Source organism: Paenalcaligenes sp. Me131, assembly GCF_050487225.1.
GTDB lineage: Bacteria > Pseudomonadota > Gammaproteobacteria > Burkholderiales > Burkholderiaceae_B > Paenalcaligenes.
Genome location: NZ_JBKQGY010000003.1, coordinates 320,056 through 343,799, shown reverse-complemented (window position 1 = coordinate 343,799; position 23,744 = coordinate 320,056). Strand labels below are relative to the sequence as shown.

The 23,744-nt window shown below is 51.0% G+C and carries 23 protein-coding genes; 8 read left to right on the top strand and 15 right to left on the bottom strand.

Going from position 1 to position 23,744, the window contains the following annotated elements; all coding sequences use genetic code 11:
• Positions 1-17: 17 nt before the first annotated feature.
• Positions 18-2,501 (top strand): fimbria/pilus outer membrane usher protein, encoded by a 2,484-nt coding sequence (locus tag ACLPHM_RS13285; RefSeq protein WP_430221711.1) that lies wholly within the window; start codon positions 18-20, stop codon positions 2,499-2,501.
• On the opposite strand, the gene ACLPHM_RS13280 is transcribed toward ACLPHM_RS13285, so the two are convergent.
• Complete coding sequence (locus tag ACLPHM_RS13280) at positions 2,476-2,724, bottom strand: hypothetical protein (protein WP_430221710.1); 249 nt, start codon at positions 2,722-2,724, stop codon at positions 2,476-2,478. The two genes, ACLPHM_RS13285 and ACLPHM_RS13280, sit on opposite strands and share 26 nt — an antisense overlap.
• On the bottom strand, positions 2,676-3,773 hold the full coding sequence (locus tag ACLPHM_RS13275) for an ATP-binding cassette domain-containing protein (protein ID WP_430221709.1): 1,098 nt from the start codon (positions 3,771-3,773) through the stop codon (positions 2,676-2,678). Before ACLPHM_RS13275 ends, ACLPHM_RS13280 begins: the two co-directional genes overlap by 49 nt.
• A gap of 273 nt (positions 3,774-4,046) precedes the next feature.
• On the opposite strand from ACLPHM_RS13275, the gene ACLPHM_RS13270 reads away from it, so the two are divergent.
• The 3 genes from ACLPHM_RS13270 (at position 4,047) to ACLPHM_RS13260 (ending at position 5,918) form a co-directional block, all read left to right on the top strand.
• Positions 4,047-4,766, top strand: coding sequence for an ion channel (locus ACLPHM_RS13270; protein ID WP_430221708.1), 720 nt, complete (start codon positions 4,047-4,049; stop codon positions 4,764-4,766).
• Between the two features lie 112 nt (positions 4,767-4,878).
• Positions 4,879-5,427: a hypothetical protein gene (locus tag ACLPHM_RS13265; protein WP_430221707.1), complete on the top strand. Its 549-nt coding sequence runs from the start codon at positions 4,879-4,881 to the stop codon at positions 5,425-5,427.
• Positions 5,424-5,918, top strand: coding sequence for a hypothetical protein (locus ACLPHM_RS13260; protein WP_430221706.1), 495 nt, complete (start codon positions 5,424-5,426; stop codon positions 5,916-5,918). The genes ACLPHM_RS13265 and ACLPHM_RS13260 overlap by 4 nt, the downstream gene beginning before the upstream one ends.
• Here the strand turns inward: ACLPHM_RS13260 and ACLPHM_RS13255 are convergent, their stop codons facing one another.
• The 10 genes from ACLPHM_RS13255 to ACLPHM_RS13210 form a co-directional block, all read right to left on the bottom strand.
• Positions 5,919-6,377 (bottom strand): GAF domain-containing protein, encoded by a 459-nt coding sequence (locus ACLPHM_RS13255; protein WP_430221705.1) that lies wholly within the window; start codon positions 6,375-6,377, stop codon positions 5,919-5,921. It lies immediately after the preceding gene.
• A 134-nt stretch (positions 6,378-6,511) separates the two neighbouring features.
• Positions 6,512-6,865: a RidA family protein gene (locus ACLPHM_RS13250; RefSeq protein WP_430221704.1), complete on the bottom strand. Its 354-nt coding sequence runs from the start codon at positions 6,863-6,865 to the stop codon at positions 6,512-6,514.
• A 15-nt stretch (positions 6,866-6,880) separates the two neighbouring features.
• On the bottom strand, positions 6,881-8,026 hold the full coding sequence (locus tag ACLPHM_RS13245; protein WP_430221703.1) for an NAD(P)/FAD-dependent oxidoreductase: 1,146 nt from the start codon (positions 8,024-8,026) through the stop codon (positions 6,881-6,883).
• Positions 8,019-9,434 (bottom strand): FAD-dependent oxidoreductase, encoded by a 1,416-nt coding sequence (locus ACLPHM_RS13240; RefSeq protein WP_430221702.1) that lies wholly within the window; start codon positions 9,432-9,434, stop codon positions 8,019-8,021. The genes ACLPHM_RS13245 and ACLPHM_RS13240 overlap by 8 nt, the downstream gene beginning before the upstream one ends.
• Positions 9,427-9,747, bottom strand: coding sequence for a (2Fe-2S)-binding protein (locus tag ACLPHM_RS13235; RefSeq protein WP_430221701.1), 321 nt, complete (start codon positions 9,745-9,747; stop codon positions 9,427-9,429). The genes ACLPHM_RS13240 and ACLPHM_RS13235 overlap by 8 nt, the downstream gene beginning before the upstream one ends.
• On the bottom strand, positions 9,737-10,873 hold the full coding sequence (locus tag ACLPHM_RS13230) for an NAD(P)/FAD-dependent oxidoreductase (RefSeq protein WP_430221700.1): 1,137 nt from the start codon (positions 10,871-10,873) through the stop codon (positions 9,737-9,739). The genes ACLPHM_RS13235 and ACLPHM_RS13230 overlap by 11 nt, the downstream gene beginning before the upstream one ends.
• Positions 10,874-10,879: 6 nt before the next feature.
• Positions 10,880-11,683 carry an ABC transporter permease gene (locus tag ACLPHM_RS13225; RefSeq protein WP_430221699.1) on the bottom strand — a complete coding sequence of 268 codons (804 nt, stop codon included), beginning with the start codon at positions 11,681-11,683 and terminating at the stop codon, positions 10,880-10,882.
• A gap of 9 nt (positions 11,684-11,692) precedes the next feature.
• Positions 11,693-12,562, bottom strand: coding sequence for an ABC transporter permease (locus ACLPHM_RS13220; protein WP_430221698.1), 870 nt, complete (start codon positions 12,560-12,562; stop codon positions 11,693-11,695).
• Positions 12,559-13,626: an ABC transporter ATP-binding protein gene (locus ACLPHM_RS13215; protein WP_430221697.1), complete on the bottom strand. Its 1,068-nt coding sequence runs from the start codon at positions 13,624-13,626 to the stop codon at positions 12,559-12,561. Before ACLPHM_RS13215 ends, ACLPHM_RS13220 begins: the two co-directional genes overlap by 4 nt.
• 69 nt (positions 13,627-13,695) lie before the next feature.
• Complete coding sequence (locus tag ACLPHM_RS13210) at positions 13,696-14,727, bottom strand: ABC transporter substrate-binding protein (RefSeq protein WP_430221696.1); 1,032 nt, start codon at positions 14,725-14,727, stop codon at positions 13,696-13,698.
• A gap of 144 nt (positions 14,728-14,871) precedes the next feature.
• On the opposite strand from ACLPHM_RS13210, the gene ACLPHM_RS13205 reads away from it, so the two are divergent.
• Positions 14,872-15,798, top strand: a complete 927-nt coding sequence (locus tag ACLPHM_RS13205; protein WP_430221695.1) for a LysR substrate-binding domain-containing protein — start codon at positions 14,872-14,874, stop codon at positions 15,796-15,798.
• 89 nt (positions 15,799-15,887) lie between these two features.
• On the opposite strand, the gene ACLPHM_RS13200 is transcribed toward ACLPHM_RS13205, so the two are convergent.
• Positions 15,888-18,020 carry a TonB-dependent receptor gene (locus ACLPHM_RS13200; protein WP_430221694.1) on the bottom strand — a complete coding sequence of 711 codons (2,133 nt, stop codon included), beginning with the start codon at positions 18,018-18,020 and terminating at the stop codon, positions 15,888-15,890.
• Positions 18,021-18,351: 331 nt separating this feature from the next.
• Here ACLPHM_RS13200 and clcA point away from each other — a divergent pair, with 331 nt between their 5' ends.
• Positions 18,352-19,677, top strand: a complete 1,326-nt coding sequence (gene clcA, locus ACLPHM_RS13195; RefSeq protein ID WP_430221693.1) for a H(+)/Cl(-) exchange transporter ClcA — start codon at positions 18,352-18,354, stop codon at positions 19,675-19,677.
• 109 nt (positions 19,678-19,786) lie between these two features.
• Here the strand turns inward: clcA and ACLPHM_RS13190 are convergent, their stop codons facing one another.
• Both ACLPHM_RS13190 and ACLPHM_RS13185 read right to left on the bottom strand, forming a co-directional pair.
• The gene (locus ACLPHM_RS13190; RefSeq protein ID WP_430221692.1) at positions 19,787-20,035 is read right to left on the bottom strand and encodes a hypothetical protein; all 249 of its coding nucleotides are present in this window, start codon (positions 20,033-20,035) and stop codon (positions 19,787-19,789) included.
• Positions 20,036-20,128: 93 nt separating this feature from the next.
• Positions 20,129-20,830 (bottom strand): GntR family transcriptional regulator, encoded by a 702-nt coding sequence (locus ACLPHM_RS13185; RefSeq protein ID WP_430221691.1) that lies wholly within the window; start codon positions 20,828-20,830, stop codon positions 20,129-20,131.
• Positions 20,831-21,093: 263 nt separating this feature from the next.
• Here ACLPHM_RS13185 and ACLPHM_RS13180 point away from each other — a divergent pair, with 263 nt between their 5' ends.
• Entirely contained in the window at positions 21,094-22,308 is a 1,215-nt protein-coding gene (locus ACLPHM_RS13180; protein ID WP_430221690.1) for a pyridoxal-phosphate-dependent aminotransferase family protein, read from the top strand.
• A 148-nt stretch (positions 22,309-22,456) separates the two neighbouring features.
• Positions 22,457-23,743: an MFS transporter gene (locus tag ACLPHM_RS13175; RefSeq protein ID WP_430221689.1), complete on the top strand. Its 1,287-nt coding sequence runs from the start codon at positions 22,457-22,459 to the stop codon at positions 23,741-23,743.
• Position 23,744: the final 1 nt, after the last annotated feature.

The window sequence follows — 23,744 nt, the reverse complement described above, 5'->3', positions numbered from 1 at the left end:
CGCTACTCGCACAGCAGATGAATACCGTATTTCGTTTTCTCTATGTGTGTAGTGTGGTCAGTGCAGCAAGCCTGTTCACCAGTAGTAGCGTCTGCGCGCAACCTTTGCCTGATTGGATAGCCCAAGAAGTAGAGCAGCTAAACCAAGAAGATGTCATGGTGCCCGATGGGGGCGTGATTCCCGGCAGTTATGGCATGCACTTGTACGTGAACAACCGCCTAGTAGACGTACTAGAAATCCCATTTTCCCAAAAAGGCTCAGGTGCAAAACGCAAATTGCTACCTTGCCTATCCGAAGATAGCCTGCGCAATGCAGGCATCTGGCTCTTTAAGCCCTCTACTTTTCAAAGTGGCGAGCGCTCGTGTTTAGACTTAGACCAACTGCGCTACATCACGTATAAAGCGGACTGGGAAGATCGCTCGTTGCTGTTAACCGTGCCGCAAGCCTATTTGGATGTGCAGAAGTTGCAGCAAGTAGAAGAAGGTTTATGGGATGACGGCATAGATAACGTATTTTTGAACTATGCGTATTCAGCGTCCAGTAATGCAAACAAGCGTGAGCAATACCTGAACGTACGACCTGGTATCAATTTTGGGGCATGGCGCTACCGTAATTATTCGGTGTGGCATAAGGACGATGTTTCCCAAAGCTGGGAAAACTTGAATAACACGTTGTCGCGCAATATACGTTCGTTGCACAGTGAGCTGGTATTGGGCGATGTGTACTCGTCAGCGACGGTGTTTGACTCTATCCAGTTCAGGGGCGTGATGCTGCAAAGTAGTGAGCAGATGCGTCCTGTGGGGGAACGAAACTATGTGCCTGCGGTGAGCGGGGTGGCGAGTACGGATGCGCGTGTGACCATACGACAAAATGGCCAAGTGGTGTACCAAAGCTCGGTGCCAGCAGGGCACTTCACCATTACTGATTACTCACCTGCGAGTTATGGTGGCAATCTGCATGTGACGGTACAAGAGTCGGATGGCAGTACCAATGAGTTTATTGTGCCTTTTGCTTCTGTTCCTATCCTAGAGCGTAATGGCGGTGTGAAGTACAGCGTATCCGTAGGGCGCTATCTGGAAGACAGTTGGGATGGGACGCATCACAATGTGGGACAGGCGGAACTAGTCTATGGTTTGAGTGATTTCACCACGCTTTATGGTGGCACACAGGTGACGAACGACTACAAAGCTGCCGCACTGGGTATAGGGTTGAATTTGGGGCAGTTTGGCGCGTTGTCTGGCGGGGTGAAATACGCACGCTACGATACGCGGCATGAAGGCACACGCAGTGGCCGCGCTTTGGTCATGGACTATGCCAAAGGGGTGACGAGCACCAACACAAGGTTCTCGTTTAGTTTGCAGCAGCAGTTGGATAAAAACTATCTGAACTTTAAAGACGCGATTGCTTTTGATAGGCCTGCAGACCAAGAGAAAAACCGAGTGGGGGCGTCTATTGTGCAAGGCTTACCCGATAGCTTGGGGGCGTTGAATGCCGACATGGTGTATCAACGGTTTAGAAGTGGGCGCGACATACGTTCATTAAGTGTGGGCTACACCGGTACTTATAAAGGGATTAATTACGGCCTGTATTTCCGTCGTTATCAAGATACGGGCAGAGAGCGCAGTGCATTGGCCTCGGCAGAGCGTGGCCGTAATTCCAGTGAAGTGATGTTCACCGTAGGCATTCCGTTATCGCGTAAAGGGGAAAACAGTTTGCGGGCGGGCTACACCCTTAGTCATAACAACGATGGTGTGGTGGATCAGAGTGTACGGTTAGATGGCGATGCTTACGATAAACGGTTGAGCTGGGGTGTGCAGCAAGGTTATGGCACGCATGGCACGGCGAATTATGGTGGTGTGAACGCGGTGTATAGAGGTGGTTTTGGTGAAATGAATGCGGCGTTCTCGTACGCGCGGCATAACCACAGTACTGTGAGTTACGGGATGACGGGGGCAGTGACCGCATCGGAGTATGGCGTAGTCTTTTCTCATTCGTTGTCTGAGTCCAATGCGATGGTGGTTGCGCCAGATGCCGAGGGCATACGGGTACTAAATGGTGTGAATGTGCATACGGATACGGACGGCTTGGCTGTTGTGCCGGGCTTATCTGCCTACCGTAATAACACCATTAGGCTAGACAGCCGTAGCTTGCCGCTGAATGTGGATGTGGGTCGTTTATCGCAAACCGATTTGTATCCCACCAAGGGGGCATTGGTGTTGGCAGAGTTCCAAACCACCAAAGGCTACAAAATCATGCTGCTGTTTGGTAATCAGGATATTCCATCTGGTGCACGCGCCTATTTGGAAGATGAGTTGGGGCAGTATTTCACGGTAGGCGCGTTTAACCAGTTGTACATGGTGTCCCCCACTCCTGCTGGCAAGCTTGCTATTTTCTGGCCGGAAGGCGAAGCGTGGCAGCAGTGTTTTGTGGACTTCGACGTGTCCAATATCGAAACCCATAACGACATACATTTGATCACCGTGGATTGTCAGTCTGAGTAGGTGGTAGTTCTGCGAGTTGCCAGCCTATATCGGTGGCGCTGAGGGCATGCGTCAAGGCTAACTGGTCTAGGAAATGGCTATCGTGAGACACCACCATGAGGCTGCCTTGGTAGTGACGCAGCATATGTTCTAGCGCATGTAGGGCGGGCAAATCTAAGTGGTTACTGGGTTCGTCTAACAGCAGCAGTTGAGGTGGCTCATCGGCATACAGCAGGCAAGCCAATGCGGCAGCTCGATTTCTTCTAATATCACGACACGTTGTTGCGTGGGTGGTGCTCCATGCACCGCATGTATAGCTGTGATGCTTTCTTGGGTTAAGTGTTGCTGCGCCTGCTGCACGTGTTGACCAAGCTGCTGCAGCCGGGCGGCTTGTTGTTGGTGAATGCGGCCAGCCGAGCTTTCACTGCGTTCTTTTTGTCTATCCAGCAAAATCTTGGCTTGATTGGCCTCTTTGCCCTGTTTGGCGCCTTGGGCCTGCCTTTTGCTTTGGCGCTCTTGCAGCATTTGCAGACGTTTATGCTCTTGTTTCTGGGTGTGTTGCAGGTGTTCCAACGCCTGTGTGGCTGCGGCGTGAGCAATGGCTTTTTGTTCGCTGTAGAACTGGTAATTACCGCCGTAGCTCTGAATGCGGCTAGGAGTGAGTTCGATGATGTGGTCCACCGTATTTAGCAGAGTTCTATCGTGACTAATGAGCAGTAAGCCGTTGGGCCATTGTTGTAGCTGTCGTTGTAGAGCCGAGCGACTGAGGCTGTCCAAGTGATTAGTGGGTTCGTCCAGAATGAGCAGATCTACGTTGCTCATCAGGGCACCAGCCAGCGCTAAGCGCATACATTCACCGCCACTCAGTTGCTGCGCAGGTGTGTTAGCGTGCAGGTGGCTAAGTCCGGTGTTCTCTAGTGCTTGTTGCAACTGTTGGCGTACATCCCAACGGTCAGCCAGCACATCAAAGTGCAGGCTATCAGTACTGCCTGCCTCTATGTGCTGTAAGGCAGTCAGAGCATCATCTATACCGAGCAAGGATGCGACGGTGGTGCTGTTGTCGATGGGAATGTGTTGGGGTAAGTAGCTGACTGAACCCAAGCGGTGGCAGCGGCCATGACTAGGTGGTAGTTCGCCTGCCATGATACGGGCCAACATGCTTTTGCCCACACCATTACGGCCTACAAGACCGGTGCGGGTACTGTCTAGGCTTACGTTCAGATCAGAAAATAGAATACGTCCGTCGGGTAGGGAGTAGCCGACGTTATCAAGCAAGAGATAAGGAGGTGTCATGCGCGTAACCGTAGCGTAATGCTGTACATCCCCGCTAAGAAGGGGGGCGAAAACAGGCCGTCAATGTGTGAACGGCAGCATTACTGGCGCATGGGCGTAGTACCTCGATGGGGATAAGAGTTTTTAGTATAGAGCGATGAAAACGTCACTGTCTAGAAATGAGGTTTTTTTATAAGGTGGTAAGCCTTTTGTCGTGTATGCTTGGCGACAATCCCTCGTTAAGGACCTAGGGTACGGTAGTAGCCGTGGAATCAATCCCAATGTGGTGTTTGTATGTCATCGAACAATGATCAGAAAAAAAATTGGCAAAGTGATGTAGAGAAGGCCTTAAATGTGGTCACTATCATTTTGACCATCCTGTTGATTATCTGTATTTCCCTAGAAACATTTGAGGATAAGCTGTCTCAAGGGCGTTCTATTTACCTCACCATACAGTTTTGGATCTGCGGGTATTTCTTACTGGATTTTCTCATCCTTTTTTTGTTGGCGAAAAATAGACGGCGGTTCTTCTGGCGCTATTTTGTAGTGATTTTCCTCTCTATACCGTATCTGTATATTTTTGAGTATTTCTCTATAGATTTTTCGCACGAGGTGACGTATTTGCTGCGCTTTGTGCCCGTTTTGCGTGGGGGCGCTGCCTTAGTGGTACTGACGCGTATCGTGGTGCGCAATAGCATTACCAGCTTGTTCATTTCGTACATAGTGATTTTCTTTGCACTGATTTATTCACAGACACTGATCTTTTATATTTTCGAAGTAGGTGTGAATAAGCAGGTGAAAAATTATTACGACGTATTGTGGTGGGCGGCCATGATGGTCACTACTGTAGGTTCCGATATCATTGCGCAAACGCCTATAGGTAAAGTGTCGGCCACCACGTTAGCGGTTATTGGGATGACTACTTTTCCTATTTTCACGGTCTATATCACGTCGGTGATTCAGCGTATGAACCAGGCGGACGAGAAAGTACCCGTTGCCCAGGAAGATAATTAAAAACGGCAATTAGGTCGATTCTTTTTAAAGCTTTACGTTCTTTTACCGTATAGACGTAGTGTGTCCGTTACACTCGGGTGGTTGTTATTTCGCTCGAGGTGGAAAAACTGTTATGCGCCGGATTAAAAACGCCTGCGTAACACGTCAAACTACACGTGCCACATGGCTAGTTTTAGCCGGGTGGCTGCTGTCTGGGTGCAGTTCCATGTTGACCGAAGGTAGTAGTGCAGCCGCGGGTATAGCAGGGGTTGCCATTGCCGACAGAATCACGGATAACGCAGCGGCCGCAACAGGCATAGGTTTAGGGGTGCAAGCCGCAACGCGTGCGGGTGTGCAATACATGCAGCGTACTACCCGAGCAGAAGAGCAAGATGCGATTGCGCTGGCTGCCAGCACTTTGCAAGTAGGTGATGTAGCCGAATGGCAGGTCAGCCATAAAATCCCCATTGAAGAAGATGCTTACGGCCAAGTGACGGTCAGCAGACTCATGGGCGGTATGGGGCTGCAATGCAAAGAAGTGGTGTTCTCGGTGGTGTCGGTAGAGGCAGACGAGCCTGAGCGTGAACAAGAGTTTTATGTCAGCACCATTTGCCAAGACGGTCAGGTGTGGCGCTGGGCGAATGCTGAGCCGGCAACCTCGCGGTGGGGCTCATTGCAATGATGGGATGGCGTGGCCTAGTCGGTATAGGATCACTGGTAGTGGGTTTGTCGGGGTGTGCGTCGTCCAACATTGGTAGTGCTGTAGGGGCAATTACTGGGGTGGCCGGTAGCGCGATTACGGCCAACCCTGCCATCGGCTTTAGTATAGGGGTGACCTTTCAAGCCGCTACCGATGCATTAGTGAAATATGTGCTGCGCGAATGGCAAAACGATCAACAAAATTACATGGCTAACTTGGCCGGTAGCTTAGCTATTGGGCAGACGGTATCGTGGGAAGTGTCTAACACCATTCCCTATGGCAACGAGAAAGGCCAACTAGAAGTTGTGCGCGACATTGACAACGCACTCGCACGTTGCCGTGAAGTCTTATTTACGGTGGAAGGTGCAGAAGAGCAGGTGGTGCCCTACGTCACGTCTATTTGCCATTACCAAGGTGAATGGCATTGGGCGGTGGCTGAACCGTCCGTAGAGCGCTGGCAGGGCCTGCAGTAATTATTTATACGATTCCAAAAACAGCGTGCACAGTGCTTGCATGCCTGCTTCGTCTTCTGGGTTAAAGCGTGCTAACAAAGGGCTGTCTACATCCCAGACGCCTATCAACTCGCCATGGCGTACTAACGGCACCACGAGTTCAGAGTTGGACTCTGCATCACAGGCAATGTGCCCGTCGAAAGTATGTACATCGTCTACGCGTTGAATGCGACGAGTGGCTGCTGCGGTACCGCATACCCCTTTGTTAAGCGCAATGCGTATACAGGCGGGTTTGCCTTGGAAGGGCCCTAACACCAGTTCTTTGCCATCAAAGAAGTAAAAGCCTACCCAGTTCAGGCCGGGGATGGCGTTGTAGACCAGAGCGCTCAGGTTAGCAGCGTTGGCAATCTTGTCGTGCTCGCCTTCGAACAAGCCTTTGGCTTGGGCTAGCAACGAAGCGTAATCGGTGTCAGGCATCATGATGGTTTCCCATGCTGAAGTCAGAAAGCTTTATTGTAGCGTGTGGGGCAAAGAGAGCTAGCGTGCGAATGTATCAGGGATGAGCAACCGTTACAGCGCCCTTTCCAGAACAGAAAGGGCGTGGGTGTTGCGTATTACACTGCAGCAGAAACGATGATTTCTACCAGCAGTTCAGGCGCTGCCAATTTGGCTTCGCAGGTCGCACGTGTAGGCATGTTAGCTTTGTCGGCCCACTCGCCCCATACGGCGTTCATACCAGCGAAATCACGGTCAATGTCTTTCAACCAGATTTGTACGTTCAGTAGACGGGATTTGTCGGTACCTGCTTGTGCCAGGAAGCCGTCAATTTTTTGCAGTACTTCACGTGTTTGTGCACCAATGTCGCCACTGCGGTCAGAGGCGGTCACACCAGCTACGTGGGCTACACCGCCGTGAATCACAATGCGGCTCAGACGTTCGTTACTATCAATGCGTTGAATATCGCTCATGGGATTTCCTATAAATTAAGAAGAATGTTCCCCGTTTTCTTGGAAACGGGTGATGGAAAATGCACGCAGATCCAGCGAAGCGCGGCCATCACAGACCAGTTCGGACACTAAGCGTCCGATCGCGGGGCTTAGCTGGAAGCCGTGAGCAGAAAAACCGAAAGCATGGGTGACGCCTTCTACCGTAGAGCTGGGGCTAATAACGGGGATACTGTCAGGCATAAATGCCTCTACCCCTGCCCAGACGCGGTTAATGGCGACATGCTGTAAATGCGGAAATAAGTCGGTGACGGTTTGTGCGCTTTTATAGAGGGCAGCGGCGTTAGCATCTGCACAGCGTGCGACTTCATCAGCGTCACACATTAAGCTGCCGCCAATGACTACCGTGCCGTTATCAAATTGCTTAAAAGATAATGGTCGGCCTAAAGCCCCTAGAGTGGGGCGTACAAAAGGCGCCACGCGCTGGGTTACCATCAGCATCAACCCGTTGGTTTTGGCGGGTGTTTCTTCGCCTAGTTGGCGAGCAAAACCATTGGCCCACGCACCTGCTGTGTTCACGATATGACCGCAGCGAAATTCTTGGTTGGCTGTGTGTACGACCCAATCTGCGCCATGGGATTCCACCTTCAGCGCAGGGGACTTTTCGTGGATACGAGCACCTAGCTGGCTCGCACTGTGCTTAAAGGCAACCACGGTTTGGAAAGGTAAGGCATAGCCGTCACGCTTTGCCCAGATACCACCGTGTACATGGGGGCTGATGCTGGGCACCAACTTGCGTACATAGGCGGCATCAATCACTTCTTCGTGGTGAAAACCTAAGCTGTTGAGCAAAGCGACGCGCTCAGCCGCCACCTGCATTTCTGCGTCGTTTTCAGCCAGTTGTAATTGGCCGCTGCCTACAAAACCGCAGTCGTGTCCTACTACGTCTGGCATACGATGCCAGTAGTCGTCTAACGCCATCAGCGAAATGGGGATTTCAGCAACGTGTCTACCTAGACTGCGCACGCCACCAGCGTTGACACCAGAGGCGTGGCGGCCACAGTATTCTGCTTCCAGCAGTGTGACGGATAACCCGCGTTTGGCTAAGTGATAGGCGGAAGACAAGCCTTGCAGGCCACCACCTATCACCACGACATCGCAGCGCGTGTGGTCAGAGTTACTCATTGCCCGCTAACTCAGCCAGAGTAATGGGCTTGATAGGTGGGCGTATGCGGTAGTAGCCCACCTCACCGGCTTTACGTTGCAGCTTGTCGGCAATGAGCTCCGTTACGGTAGTACCGCATTGGCGGCCTTGGCAGGGGCCCATGCCACAACGGCCAAAGGCTTTAGCTTGGTTGGGGCCTACACAACCATGTTCTACGTACGAGCTGATGTCGGCCGCTGTGACAGCTTCGCAACGACAGACCACGGTGTCGCCAGTAGGGATGCGGTTGGCTTTTTTAGGCTCGTACAGTGCATCAATAAAGGGACGAATAGCCAGATTACGGTTGAGGTCGTTACGTAACGGTGCCGCTAGGGCGTCGCGTTTGGCGTTGTCCAGTTTGCCCAGTTGTTGGCAGACTTCTAGTGCTGTGATTCTGCCTTGTAGAGCCGCAACGACGGCACCACCAATGCCTGCGCCATCACCAGCAGTATACATACCGGGTACATCGAGGGCACCCCAATCAGAGGTCACAGGTATCCAGCACAACTGCTCGCTATTCCACTCGTGTTCAGCACGTAGTGACCAACTGATTTGGGTGTTGGGAATCACGCCTTGGTGCAGCAACACGACATCGGTTTTCAGGGTGTGCGAACGACCTTGGCTGTTAAAGCGGATGCTGTTGACAGTATCGTCACCGTGAATCGCGATATCAGTACTGCCTTTGTAGACTGGAATATTGGCCTTTTTTATAGCATTAATCATGCTCAAGCCTTTGCGCAGGTAATTGAATGCACGCAAGGCAGGAAACAAATGTGGCAAGGCGGATTTGATGTCGGCGCGACTGCTGGTATCTACGATGGCGGTAATGGCGACATTCGCTTGCAAGTATTGGTAGGCCAATAAGTACAGCAATGGGCCGCAACCAGCCAGAACGACAGAACCGTTAGGCACTACACCGGCGCTTTTTAACAGAATCTGGGCACCGCCACCGCTGAGCACACCGGGGGTAGTCCAACCCGACACTGGGAAAGGGCGTTCCATGGCGCCAGTTGCCAAGATGATGTGGTCAGCCTGTACGGTGACGCTTTTACCGTCTTTTTTATAGCTGACTTGGCGGTCACGGTTAACCTGCCAAACTGTGCTGTTGGGCGAATAGTCTATCAGTGGGTTTTTAGCCGCTTCGGCGATTTTCTCGCCAGCAACGTAGTCTGGCCCCAAGATTGCTTTGCGCTCGGCATTGGTGCGCGTAATGGACCGGTAAATCTGCCCGCCCATGCTGTTTTGCTCATCCAGCAACAGTGTTTTGATGCCGTGTTGTGCGCATTCGCTTGCTGCCGACAAACCGGCTGGGCCAGCTCCAATAATCACCACAGGCACGTGGCGAGAGGGCGCTTTAGCGTGTTGTGGGTTAGCGGTCAGTTCAGTCATGACAGGGTTCCGTCGCATTTACAGTGTTGATACGCATTCCCTCAGTCACCTGGACCATACAGGACTGCACATTAGGTACATCATCAATCTCAACCAGACATTCAAAGCAAACGCCCATCATGCAGTAGGGGCCGCGTGCGCTGTTGTCTGCGAGGTTACGTCGAATGGCAGCGGGGCCTAGGGTGAGCAGTGCAGCGGCAACGGATAGGTCGTTGGTTACACGGTGTGAGGCACCATTCACCACAATGGTGACCGTAGGAGCGTTGTTATCTGTGGCAAGGGGTAGTTTTCTAAATAAAGCTTTAGTGAGCATGTTCTTCTCCCAGCGGGCTGGTGCGTGCTGCGTTGAAACGGTTGGCCGTGAAGGCCTGAATAGCTTCAGGTTTTTGATCGCCTGCAATCCACGGTGCGATAGTGAGTGCGTGATTGGCAGCCAGCGTGACACCGCTATGACAGGTGACCAAGAATGCGCCGGGCATACTGCTGGATTCTTGATAAATAGGGAAACCATCTGGGCTCATAATGCGCAGCGCCGCCCACGATCGCACCACGCGGGTATGAGCAAGCACAGGGAAGCAGCGCACGGCACGTTGCGCAATGTTTTCCAGTACAGGAGTGGTGGTGATGTCGTTGTAGCCTACGTCTTCTAGCGAGTCGCCCAACTGCACCGTGCCTTCATCTGTCTGGCGTACATAGTTAGTGGGGAAGTTCAAGAAGGCAGGCAGACGTTCGGTAATTAATACTTGGCCACGGTTAGGCTCTACCGGAGCATGAATGTCCACCTGTGGCGCTAGTTTCTTGTTAGCTAAGCCGGCTGCTAACACGACTTTTTTAGCGGCAAATTTGCCCGCAGCAGTATGGCAGATGAATAAACCGTCTTTGCGTTCAATACGCTCTACCGCAGCGTTGCTGTGCAAAGATACGCCTTGGTGATGCATACCACGATGTAGCGCCAAGAACAGTTTCAAGGGGTTTACATGCCCATCCATAGGGGAGTAGGTAGCCCCCGGAATGGTGGGGCCAATGCTGGGCACGAGTTCTTTAAGGGCTTTGTTATCCAGCACCTCAAAGTCATAGGGAGCACCCACCTCACCACGTAACCACTCTAGGTTTTTTACCTTGCTTTGCAGGTCGTCTTCGCTCAGGGCAAGGCTCAAGCCGCCCTTTTGTTGCAGGGCGACGTCCACACCAGTCTGTGCTGTCAGTGCGCTGGCGAGCTCAGGCCATTGCGTGGCAGAGCGTAAACTCCAGCGTGCATAGTCTGCCAAACCAGTGCCTTTTCCTTGTACCCATACCAGGCCAAAGTTGCCTCTAGAGGCTCTGAATGTTTGGTCACCCTCGTCCAGAATAGTGACTTTTTGGTCTAGCCGGGACAATCCCCAAGCTAGGGCGCTACCTACCAGTCCGGCGCCTACAACTACGATATCGGATGTGTGCACGTTTGCTTACCTGCTAGAATTTTTACCAATGAGTACGTGGTCCAGACCAACGATCCTATCCAGCAGAACCATCAGGATTAATGTGCCCACAATGAGTACGGTGGATACAGAGGTCACCAGTGGATCAATGGTGTGAGTAATCTGGTTGTACATGGCTACAGGCAAGGTGGTGGTGCCCGGTGTAGCCACGAAGATAGTCATGGTTAACTCATCAAAACTTTGAATGAAGGCCAACATCCAACCACCGACTACGCCTGGCAAAATCAGGGGGATGGTGATGCGTCTGAAGGTAGTCCAGCGCGAAGCACCTAGCGACATGGCGGCGTTTTCAGCGTCGTTACCCATACCGGTGGCAGCCGACAGCACCAAACGCAGGGCATAAGGCATGACCACAATGACGTGGGTGAAGGCCAGCCAGATAAACGAGCCACTGATGCCCACAACGTTGAAAAAGCGTAGAAACGCGACCCCTAATACCACTTGGGGAATCATCAACGGGGACATGAAAAATGCGGTGACTACACCACGGCCAGTAAAGTTGTAGCGCACTAAAGCCAAGGCAGCCGGAATCGCTAACACAATGGCAATGGTGGCTGACACCAAACCAATACCTAGTGATAGCCAGAACGCTGACACGATCTCACGGGCCTCAAAAATGGCGTAGAACCAGCGCAGTGACAAACCGTCCGTAGGCAGCGAGATATAGCCTTTGTCGGTAAAAGAAACCGCGATAACAATCAGTAGCGGAGCTAGGATAAACAGCGTGAACAACGCGTGATAGGTCAGAGCGAGCCAAGAGTTTTTTCTCATGATTCTTCCTTAGGAGCTAAAGACTTGTTTGAAACGGCGTTCAATCAAGCGGTTGGCGCCCAGAATAATGATGATGTTGGCAATCAGCAGAACGATGGCGATGGTGGCGCCCAACGGCCAGTTCAAGGTGCTGAGGAATTCATCGTAGGCAGCGGTAGCAACGACTTTAAGGCGGCGTCCACCCAACAAAGCAGGGGTCGCAAACGCAGAAGCCGACATGGCGAACACGATGATGCTGCCCGATAAAATGCCCGGCAAAATTTGCGGCAAGATAATGCGACGGGTCACGGTAGCGTTAGACGCGCCCAGCGACAATCCTGCGTTTTCGACTTGAGGGTCTAGCTTTTGCAGTGATGCCCAAATAGAAATCACCATAAAAGGCACCATCACATGGGTCATGGCAATGACGACGCCACTCATGGTAAAGACCAAGCGTAGAGGTTCATCCACAATGCCCAGCGCCAGTAGGATTTGGTTAATCAGGCCATTATTGCCGAGCAAGATAGACCAACCTAAGGTACGCACCACGACGGAAATCAACAGTGGAGCCAGAATTAGTACGAGAAACAGCCCACGCCATGGTCGGCGCATGCGGGACAAAATCAGGGTTTCTGGAACCCCAATCAAAATACAGATGAAGGTTACGCCCAACGACATCAGCCCTGTACGTAGGAAGATCTCGTGATAGTAGGGGTCGCCAAAGACGTCCAGATAGTTGGCTAGCGTCAGAGTGTCTTGCACCCCAAACATGCCGTCAAACACCCTAAACGACAATACGGCTGTCAGGCCCAGCGGGACTAGCAGCATGGTCAGAAAAACAGCTAGACCCGGAGCAGATAACAGCCAAGGCGCGCTACGAGATTGCGATGCCGTGGTCATGCCTCGTCTCCTGCTTCTACCAGACGCAGGTCGCTGTCTTCCCACAGTACAGATACTTGGGTACCTTCTTCGGGGGCATAGGCATTTTTGTTAGGAACACTGACGCGTAGTGTGCCCAGCGTGGTGTCTACATCTAGCATCCAGTTTGCACCCAAGAACAAGCGGGTGGTTACCGTACCGGCCAAGCCCTGACCTAGTGTGCTGTCCAGACGAATTTTTTCTGGACGAATATTCACCTGTACCTTCTTACAGGTGAAGTCACGAGTACGTGCAATAGCGACGGTGTAGTCAGGGTGAATTTGTACGTGATGGTGTGAGTCGTCTTGGTTGACGATTTGGCCATCAAACGAATTGGTTTTGCCCAAGAAACCAGAGGCAAAACGGGAAATTGGGTGTTCGTACGCTTCGTAAGGGGTAGCCAACTGCACAATGCGACCACCGTGCATGACGGCGATACGGTCACTCATGGTCATCGCTTCTACCTGATCGTGGGTCACCAAAATGGTGGTGATACCCAGACGACGTTGGATCATGCGCAGCTCTACGTGCATTTCTTCACGCAGTTTGGCATCTAGGTTGGACATGGGTTCGTCCAACAGCAGTACTTCAGGCTTAATGGCCAAGGCCCGAGCAATAGCCACACGTTGGCGTTGCCCACCCGACATTTCTGCTGGGTAGCGTTTACCTAGTCCATCGAGCCGCACCAGTGACAAGGTTTCTTCAATACGTGATTGGCGCTCAGACTTAGGCACGCCGCGCATTTCTAAACCAAAGCCCACGTTCTCGGCCACCGTCATGTGGGGGAATAGGGCGTAGCTTTGAAACACAATCCCCATGCCGCGAGCTTCTGGACGCATACCAGTGATGTCTTTGCCGTTGACGCTGACACTGCCTGAGGTGGGGGAAAGAAAACCAGCGATCATTTGTAGGGTCGTGGTTTTGCCGCAGCCAGAGGGGCCAAGCAAAGAAATGAATTCACCCTTTTCAATGCTCAGGCTTAAATCTTTTACGGCCTGAAAATCGCCAAAGGTCTTTCTAAGGTTTTGGATGGTGATGAAGCTCATGGTGTACCGGAACTGTGCAAAGAAGACAAAAGTGCCGACTTGGGAGTCAAGCCGGCACGTAACTCAAAATTAACGCTCTACTGTACGGTTCCAGCGGTTAGTCCACTGGGCGCGTTCTTTATTGATGATGGTCCAATCTACGGTTTCCAGAGCAGCAATCTGCTCTTCACCGTACGGCACTTTGGCAGCCACTTCCGGACTCAACTCAGTTTTGCTGTTCACAGGACCCCATGCTTGGCCGTCAGCTAGCAATGCTTGGATTTCTGGACTGACCAAGTATTGGATAAAGGCTTGTGCAGTAGGGTTGTTTTCAGCGCGGCCAGCAACAGGACATACGCCGGTCAGCAATACCATCGTGCCTTCTTGTGGGTAAACGAACTCAACTGGAAAACCGGTTTCTTTTAGGGCTTCCACACGACCGCTACCCCATACGCCAAGGATGGCGTCGCCGTTTTGGAACAGCTCTGTCATCTTGCCTGGTGAGGGTTCCCATGCCAGTACATTAGGGCCAACTTGGTCGATGATGGCTTCAAAGCCAGGGTCAATATTGCTTTCGCCACCGCCACGCAGTTTGGCGAACTTGATCAGTGTTTGTAGACCGTAGCCGTTAGAAATAGGTGGGATGACGACTTTGTCTTTGAACTCAGTCTTGGTGAGGTCTTCCCACGACGTAGGAGCAGGCAGCCCGGCTTTGGCAAAGGCTTCTGTGTTGTAGAACAAACCGGTTGCGACTACACCAATCGCGATGCTGGTGTCAGAAATTTTGGCCAGTGGGTACAAATCGTCGTACACCGGAGAGGGCTCAATGCTGCTACAGAGTCCAAACTGATTCGCTTGGGCTAATGGGCCATCATCCAATAGGGCTACGTCAAACTCAGGACGGTTCTTTTGTGCAACCAGTTTGGCCAGTGTGTCGGTGGAGTTGCCCGCGACGTACATGACCTTAACGTTATGTTCTTTTTCAAAGTTTGGAATGATTTTTTCTTTGAACAACGTTTCAGTGGAGCCACCGTAGGCGCCAACGTTAAGAACTTCTTGTGCGGCAAGGTTGGTTGAAAAAGCGGTTAATACAGCAGCAAAGAGAACGGAGGTTCTAAGCATGGTATCTCCTATAGGATAATGTCATGAGTCTGGAAATGGGCCGGGTGCTATGTATAGCTATATATTTCATTGTTTTAATTTATAGTATTAATGAAATTTTAGTGTGACCAATGCTTATTTATAGACCTTGTATGTCTTTTTGCTATGACTGGAAAAATAACCTTACGATTACTAGAGGGTTTTAGGGCGGTAATGCAGGCCAAAACCGTGACTGCTGCGGCTTTGGTGCTAAATGTCTCGCAACCCGTGGTTACGCGCTTGATTCGGGATTTAGAAGAAAATATAGGGTTTTCACTGTTCGTTAGAGAACAGGGAAGACTGAAACCAACAGCCGAAGCGGTGATTTTGTATGAGGAAGTACAACGTTCTTTGATAAGTGTGGACCGCATACTACAAAGCGTGGAGATGTTGCGTGACGGTCACCAAGGCTATTTGCAGATTGCTGCAGCGCCGGCTTTGGCACTGTCTTTTCTGCCCAAAATGATGGCAGGTTTTAGTGCTCAATACCCCGGTGCGCGTCTAACTCTGCACATGCACGGCTCAGAAACCGCCTTGAATATGGTGCTGAGCGGTATGTGTGATATTGCGGTGGTGATGCTATCAATGCGTCAGTCGGGTACCTATGGTGAGCGTATTTTGTCAGGGCGCATGGTGTGTGCGCTACCGGTGGGGCATAGGCTGATACAACAGGCATCGGTGGGGCCGTGGGATTTAAAAGGTGAGACCTTCTTATCGCACCCACACGTATTGGATACGAGGTTGCAGATTGATGGCTTGTTTGCGGCACATGGTATTCAACGTGAAATGCGGTTAGAGTCGCAAATTTCGTATTCGTTGATAGAGTTGGTGGCGGCGGGGGCAGGAGTGGCCTTGGTAGACCCATTAACGGCAACGCTTTACCGGGGCGATGGGGTAGTGTTTGTGCCCTTTGATCCTATAGTCGTGAATCACTACTCGGTGGTCACCAGTTCAGAGCGCCCACCTTCAGTATTGCAAGAGCGCTTTATTGAGCAGTTAAAGACATCACTGTATGACACCTTGGCACCAGAGTATAGGGTAGTAGGTGGCTAGGCTGTGATGCTCAGTAGCCCCCAAGCAGGTTAGGCAACCTTGCTTGGGGCTACTGCTTATTTCACTCTATGCTGTAAAACTGATCAGGCTTAGAAGTTCATCGTGGCCGATAGTAATACCGTACGTGGTGAGCCTTGACCTTGGCTGAGAGGGGCGACCCAATAGGCTTTGTTGGTCAGGTTTTCAATGCTCAGACGCAAGGTGAGCGGGTTACCAGCTAAGGATGTGCGGTAGCGAGCACCTACGTCGTAAGTGGTTACTCCAGGCACATAGTAGCTGTTGGATTTGTCCAGATACTGTTTGGATTGTGACGACAAGTGTGCGCTTAGAGTGAAGCCCTCAAAGAAGGATGGCTCCCATTCTGCGCCCAGCTTGACGCTCCAGCGCGATAGGTTGGTCACGTACTTGTTGTACGAGGCCTCATCACTGGTTTTGTGATAGCGCGGATCCAAATACGCGACACCACCTGTCAGACGCCACTCAGGTGTTACTTGGCCTACTACCTGAATTTCCGCACCACGGTTACGCTGTTCACCGCCATAGCTAAGTGACGGTTTCTCGCCTGCAGGGCCTGGCACTTCATAGGTGTTGGGTTGAGTGATCTGGAACAACGCAGCTGTAATGGCGTAGTCACCAGAGTCGTACTTCAAACCAATTTCATGTTGTTTAGTACGCTGTGGGGGGAAGATCTCACCATCGTTGGAGTAGTCGTCACCCACTTGTGTGCCTTTGGTGAGGCCCTCAATGTAGTTGGCGTAAACCATCCAGTCTTCATCTAAGCGCCATACGCCAGCAACTGCAGGGGTAAGCGCACTTTTATCGTAGCGTACGCCAGAGGATCGGTTATGGGTTTTGACGGTCTGGTGACGTAAACCCAAAATCAATCTAAAGCGGTCGTCGGCAAAAGAGAGCGTATCGGCCAACCCAAAGCTGTACAGTTCGGTGATCGTGGCAGGGCCTAAAGGTGCTTGCGCAAAGTTAGGACGCTCTGGATACACGGGATCGTAGATGTTGATGTCTGCCGTCCAGCCTTTTAGGGCAGTATTCGATATACGGCTGTTTTGGCGATACCAATCTACGCCCATGCTGAGGTTGTGTTTTATCCCACCTGTATCAAACTCATAGAACAACCCCGTATTGGCCGCTACGTTACGACTTTGGTTGTGACGGCGAGTCACTTTAAGGCGTAAGTCGCCTTGGTCGTTCAGCAGCGTACTGCCTTTGGTGTTGTAGTTGTGCATGCTGGATTCGCTATACCCCACCGAGGCATAGGCACTGACTTGCTCGTTGAAGTCATATTCAGCACGCGCCATGGCGGTGTTCTCGCGTATTTGTGCGGACGCCCATGGTGCACTCAGCAACACATCCCCTTTAGGTGCTGTGGGTAGTGGGTTTTTCTGCAACTCTTTAGCCAGACCTATACCGCGGTTTACCCCGCTAATGTACTCGTCCAAGTGATAAAAGTCGGTTTTTAAACGGAAGGCACCACCGTTGTAATCTGCCCCTAGTGAAACAAACTTATCGCGGTTTTTGCGGTGGTCTACCATGCCTTCACCGTCTTTAAATACGGTGTTTAGACGTAGGCCAAGCTCATTGTTCTCACCAAAACGTCGGCCTAAATCCAGATGGCCACCAAACTGTGAAGGGGCCATGTAGGTAGCGGTAAAGTTGGTGATGGGGTCTACGGTGGCACGTTTGGTCACCATGTTGATAGAACCGCCCACATCGCCACTGGCATTCATGCCGTAGAGTAGGGCCGAGGGCCCTTTGAGCACTTCTAAACGTTCGGCCATGGCCATCACGCGTCTGCCGCTGGTTAAGCCTTGCATGCCATTAAGGTATACATCGCCTGCCGAGAAACCACGAATGTAGATGGTGTCTTTACCTGCTGTGCCGCCTGAGCCTGGGGTCTGGACGGATGGATCATTCTTACTGATCAGAATGCGCAGTTCTTGACCTTGCTGGTCTTCAATGTAGGCGCTGGTGTAGTTCACCGTGCTGAACGGTGTTTCCATATTATCCAGATTGCCTAGCAAACCGATGGAGCCGCCTGTGGCCAGATGGTTGCCGCCATAAGCAGGTGCTAACTCTAAAAAATGGTTTGCTTTGACTTCAATGGCTTCTAAGCTACGTACCGATTTATCCTCTTCGGCATGTAGTAGTGGTGCGCAGCCCAAGCCCGCGATCCCCAGCCAGATGGCGTAGCATTGACGTGATGCCACTTTCTTCCCCTTGTTCTCTGAATTGAAATGATAATGATTTTCATTAATTATATTGAAATACGATAATTAATAACCATGCGTTATTTAGGGCTATGAGAGGCAGAGGAGGGGCGATACAAATCTGAATGAATGTGAAGAGTGCACGGCAAACCTATGCACAGCGCCGTATAGCGGTATAGTGTGGTTTGTGCGCACGCCTCAATAATTGCGCCATTTGTTGCAGGTAGGATTTCACCCTCGTAAACAAGGTGCTGTTCTGACGCTACACATCGTAGCTGCTCAGGCGGCTGCTCCGCTTTTATCCTGAGAACTAAGGCCGACATTACTCCATATGGCTACGCAATCTACAGCTACTTCCACGCAAAAAGAGACCTTGGCGTATTACTTCGTCGCCGTACTGATTGGCGTTTTAACGGGCTTGTTGGGCTCGGTGTTTCACATGTTGGTAGGGCATTCACAACAACGTGTGCATCTACTACCTGAGTGGTTAGGGCTAGAAGGTATATGGCAGTACGTGGGTATGGCGGTGTTTTGTGCAGTCATGTTCTGTGGGGCTGTGGCCTTGGTACGTAAATTTGCACCGGAAGCCAGCGGTTCAGGGGTACAAGAAGTAGAAGGCGCTATGGCGGGGCTGCGTACCGTACGCTGGCAACGAGTGTTGCCAGTTAAGTTTGTGGGCGGTTTGATGGCGCTGGGAGCGGGTTTGGTTGGTGGGCGAGAAGGGCCTACTATCCACATGGGAGCATCCATTGCACAAGTGCTGGGGCAACGATTTAAAGAGGCCAGAGCATTGCTGGGAGCCGGTGCAGCAGCGGGTCTAACGGCTGCCTTTAATGCGCCTTTGGCGTCAGCTTTATTTGTGATCGAGGAAGCACGCAATGTGTTTCCTTATAGTGTGCGTGCCTACTGTGCAGTATTGATTGCGTGTGGCTCCAGTGCGGTCATGACCATGTTGGTATCAGGCTCTACCCCGTTTATGCAAATGGCTAGCGTCGCTATGCCCATGTATATGTTGCCTGTCTTTGTCGTGTTAGGCATGATTCTGGGGTGCGCTGGGGTGGTGTTTAACCGCACTATTTTGATGGGGTTGGACCTCTCTCGCCGTATCAGTCTATCGGTGTCGCCGTACCTATTACCCGCATTGATGGGTTTGCTGATTGGGCCACTGGTACTAAGTTTTCCACAGGCCACAGGCGGTGGTGAGAACCTGGCCGTATTTATTGCTAATCACTCTATTAGCATAGGCTTGCTGGGTTTGTTGGTATTGGTACGATTCTTTATGACAACGGCCAGTTACTCCCTCGGTGCACCAGCCGGTATTTTTGCGCCCATTCTGGCCTTGTCTGCGACCTTAAGTGTATTTCTTGGCACGTTATTAGGCGAAGTGATGACCTTGCCGCCTGATGCGACTATTGCTTTTGCGGTGGCAGGGATGGCGGGTATGTTTGCCAGTACCATTCGTGCACCCTTGGTGGGGGTGGTGCTGGTGATAGAACTAACGGGTACATACAGTTTGGCTTTGCCTAGTTTATTGGCAGCGTTAAGTGCATCCGTGGTTGCCGCAAGTTTGGGCGGTAGACCTATTTATGAGCAGTTGCTTGAGCGCACCTTAACCTTGGCTGGCCAGCCGCTGCCTGTACGTAAAGAAGATATGTAAGTCTGAAGGCACAGAGTGTCTGTGCTTTTTTATACGTCATGATCAAAACAGCCCAAAAGCCTATTGGCCTTTGGGCTGTTTTGTTACGTGCTGCTCGTACCGGTAGGTATTAGTTGCCTTGCTTGCGCATGGTTTTTTCTACGGTATCAATGATTTCGCTCAGCACGTGCAGATTGTGGCTATGACCTTTGCTTTGTTCTTCGCTAGGCACTTTACGTAGTTCAACGAGTTTGCGTTTCAGCAGTTCAACAACATGGTTACCGTTGCGTGCAATACCTTCTTCGCTAGACAGTTCAGCGATAACGGAAGTCAGACCTAGTTCTGTGAGTGTGCTTGTCCAATCTGCGTGGAAATTCATAACCTGCTCTCCTTAACGACATAAAGTGACTTGATTAGGTAGATGGTAACGTAAACCGACGTAAGTAAAAGCAAGTAAGCGTAAAGAAGAGGGTTATGGAGTAGGCATATCCATAACGGCATCGCGTTTATCTAATAAATGTTGGCGCAAGATGGCAGCAAGCCGTTTGCCGTCTCTAGCTTCCAGAGCTTTGATCATTTCATCGTGGTCGTGTGCAGCGCTTTCCCATTTGTCATGTTTAAAGTTGGACTTGAACCGCAGTGCTTGTAAGCGTCGGTTCATACTCAAGTACGTATGTTGCAGTACAGAGTTGCGCGATGCTTCACTGATTTTGTTGTGAATGATTTGGTTGCGGCTGTAGTAGCCGGGTAAGTCGCCTTGTGCCTTACAGGCTAGCATGGCGTAATGTAATGCCTTGATTTCAGCAACTTCAACAGCGGTAATGCGCTCGCATGCTAGCTCTCCGGCCAGCGCCTCCAAGCCACTCATCAGTTCAAACGTTTCCCAAATTTCGGTTTCTGTCATTTTGTACACAGAAGCGCCACGGTTGGGGGAGATCTCAATGAGTCCTTCAACGGCTAGTACCTTTAATGCTTCACGTAGAGGGGTACGCGAAATACCCATGGTTTCGCATAGCTCGCGCTCATTGAGTTTGGTGCCAGGAGGCAATACGCCTTCTACGACCAGATTACGCAAGTGTTCAACCACGGTGTCGTGTAAGTGCTGACGTTCTAGCTTAGGAACGTTAGGGCTGACTGCTTGAGTGATAGCCGTGTCGGTCTCTTGATTTTGCATTAAAAATCCTTTTCGTACTGTTTCTTGTCTAAGTTTACCACCTCGCTATACGACTTAGCTAAATGAGAAATGCTACGGTTTGCATGTTTTATTTATCAATTACTTTCAATTATTCAATGGATTACAGAATTTTTTAGGCCTCCTCTGTACCAAAGGTATCGGGTGTCATGTCAAAAAAGTTCTTTACGCTTGTGTATTCGACTGTTAGATTAATTTTGTATGCAAAATACATAATTAATAATCCAGATCTTATGGAGGCAATAATGCTAAAACTGGATTTTCATCCTGCAGGTCGACACTTTTTGCAAATTCCTGGTCCTAGCCCAGTGCCAGACCGCATTTTGCGTGCAGTCAGTTATCCCACTATTGATCACCGGGGCCCCGAGTTTGGCGCTTTAGGTCTTCAGGTGTTGTCTGGAATTAAGAAGATTTTTAAAACAGAGCAGCCAGTCGTGATTTATCCAGCCTCAGGTACAGGGGCTTGGGAGGCTGCGCTGACGAATACGTTGAGCCCTGGTGATCATGTGGTGATGTACGAAACGGGTCATTTTGCGACGCTGTGGAAAAAAATGGCGGAAGCATTAGGGTTAAAAACAGAGTTTTTAGGGCTGCCGGGTATAGAGGGGTGGCGGCGTGGTGTGCAAGCCCAGATGATTGAAGAGCGCTTGCGGCAGGACACCACTCATCAAATCAAAGCAGTGTGCGTGGTGCATAACGAAACCTCTACCGGCGTGACCTCCAATATTGCAGCGGTACGTCAAGCCATAGACGCAGCGGGCCACCCGGCTTTACTGATGGTAGACACCATTTCGGGTTTGGCATCCGCAGACTATAGGCACGATGAATGGGGGGTGGATGTCACGGTTTCAGGCTCTCAAAAGGGGCTGATGCTGCCACCAGGCATTAGTTTTAATGCGGTTTCTCAAAAAGCGATAGCCGCTAGCAAAACCGCAAAACTTCCCAAAGCGTTTTGGGGTTGGGAAGACATCATCGCTATGAATGCCACGGGGTATTGGCCTTACACGCCTAGCACCAACTTGCTTTTTGGTTTGGCCGAAGCATTGGACATGATCATGGGCGAAGGCTTAGACAACACCTTTGCGCGCCATCAGCGTTTAGCGGATGCCTGCCGCCAAGCAGTGAAAGCGTGGGGGCTAGAAATTCAATGTGTGGATACAGAAGCGTACTCACCTGTGCTGACAGGGGTAATGATGCCTGAAGGCATAGATGCGGATGCTGTACGCAAGATTATTTACCAGAATTTCGACATGTCGCTGGGAGCGGGTCTAGGGAAAATGAAAGGCAAGATGTTCCGTATTGGTCATTTGGGGGAGGCAAATGATCTGACGCTCATGGCGACCTTAACAGGGTGCGAAATGGGCTTGCAGTTAGCTGGTGTGAAATTGGCTGGCAGCGGTGTTCAGGCGGCAATGACAGCATTAATGCGTAATAAAAGCCCTGAACGGATGGTGGCTTAATTCATGCGTTTCATAAGTAGTTAATAGCAGTGAGAGCCGACGCAGCGATACGTCTGCGTCGGAACGATATACATGCCATAACCCGTGCTGAAGTCCCATAGAGGACGGATGCTAGATATCCAAATCACGGGTGATACAGGAGACAAAAATGAAGTTTTTACGCATGCGGGCGACTACTGTCGTCCTAATGATGCTGTGCCTGATGTATTTCATTACGTATTTAGACCGCGTTAACGTGAGTACAGCGGCAGCGGGTTTTGGGGAAGAGTTTAATCTCAGTAAAACAGAAATTGGTTTGGTGTTCTCTGCTTTCGCGTATCCCTATTTGGTGTTTCAAATCATAGGAGGATGGGTAAGCGATAAGTTTGGTGCACGTAGAACTTTGATCTGGTGCGGGGTAATTTGGGCTGTTGCCACCATTTTGACGGGCTTCGCTGGCGGATTGGTTTCGCTATTGGTAGCCCGTTTGCTATTGGGGCTAGGTGAAGGGGCGACGTTCCCTGCCGCTACGTCAGCCATGTCCCGCTGGGTCTCTAAGGAAAACCGTGGTTTTGCTCAGGGTATTACCCATGCGTTTGCACGTATAGGGAATGCGGTAGCACCAGCCGCCGTGGTGTACATCATGGCGGTATACGGGTGGCGTGAGTCTTTTTATATTTTTGGGGTGATTAGCTTGCTGTGGGTGGTGGTGTGGGCCTTCGTGTTTACGGAAGACCCTGCAAAACACCCGCGCATTACGGCTCAAGAACTGGCGGAATTGCCACCACCTAAGAAGAAAAACACCCAAGTGCCCTGGGGGCCGCTGTTTCGCCGTATGTTGCCAGTCAGTATTGTGTACTTCTGCTATGGCTGGACACTATGGCTCTTTTTGTCATGGATTCCCCAATACTTCTTACACAGCTACGACTTAGATATCAAAAAATCAGCGCTTTTTGCTTCCAGTGTTTTCTTTGCCGGGGTTGTGGGTGATACGTTGGGCGGCATCGTCAGTGACCGTATCTTGAAGAAATCCGGAAACCTCAAAAAAGCACGTAGCTACATGGTATCGGTGTGCATGTTGTTAACGCTACTGTCGTTGTTGCCTTTGCTGTTTACCCATAATTTGTATGTCTCCATTTTATGTTTGGGAGCCGGTTTTTTCTTTGCCGAAATGACCATTGGGCCTATGTGGGCCATTCCTATGGATATTGCACCGGAACATTCGGGTACGGCGAGCGGGATGATGAACTCTGGCTCGGCGTTGGCCGCGATTATCTCCCCAGTGTTGTCTGGCTACCTGATCGATATTACGGGTAACTGGGAATTGCCTTTCGTGGGCAGCATGGTGTTGATGGGTATAGGGGTGTTCTTAGCTGCCCGACTACAGCCCGACAATAAATTCCACGCCGCCTCTGCAGATATAGAGCATCCAACAGCCACTAAAGTGGGTAGCTAAC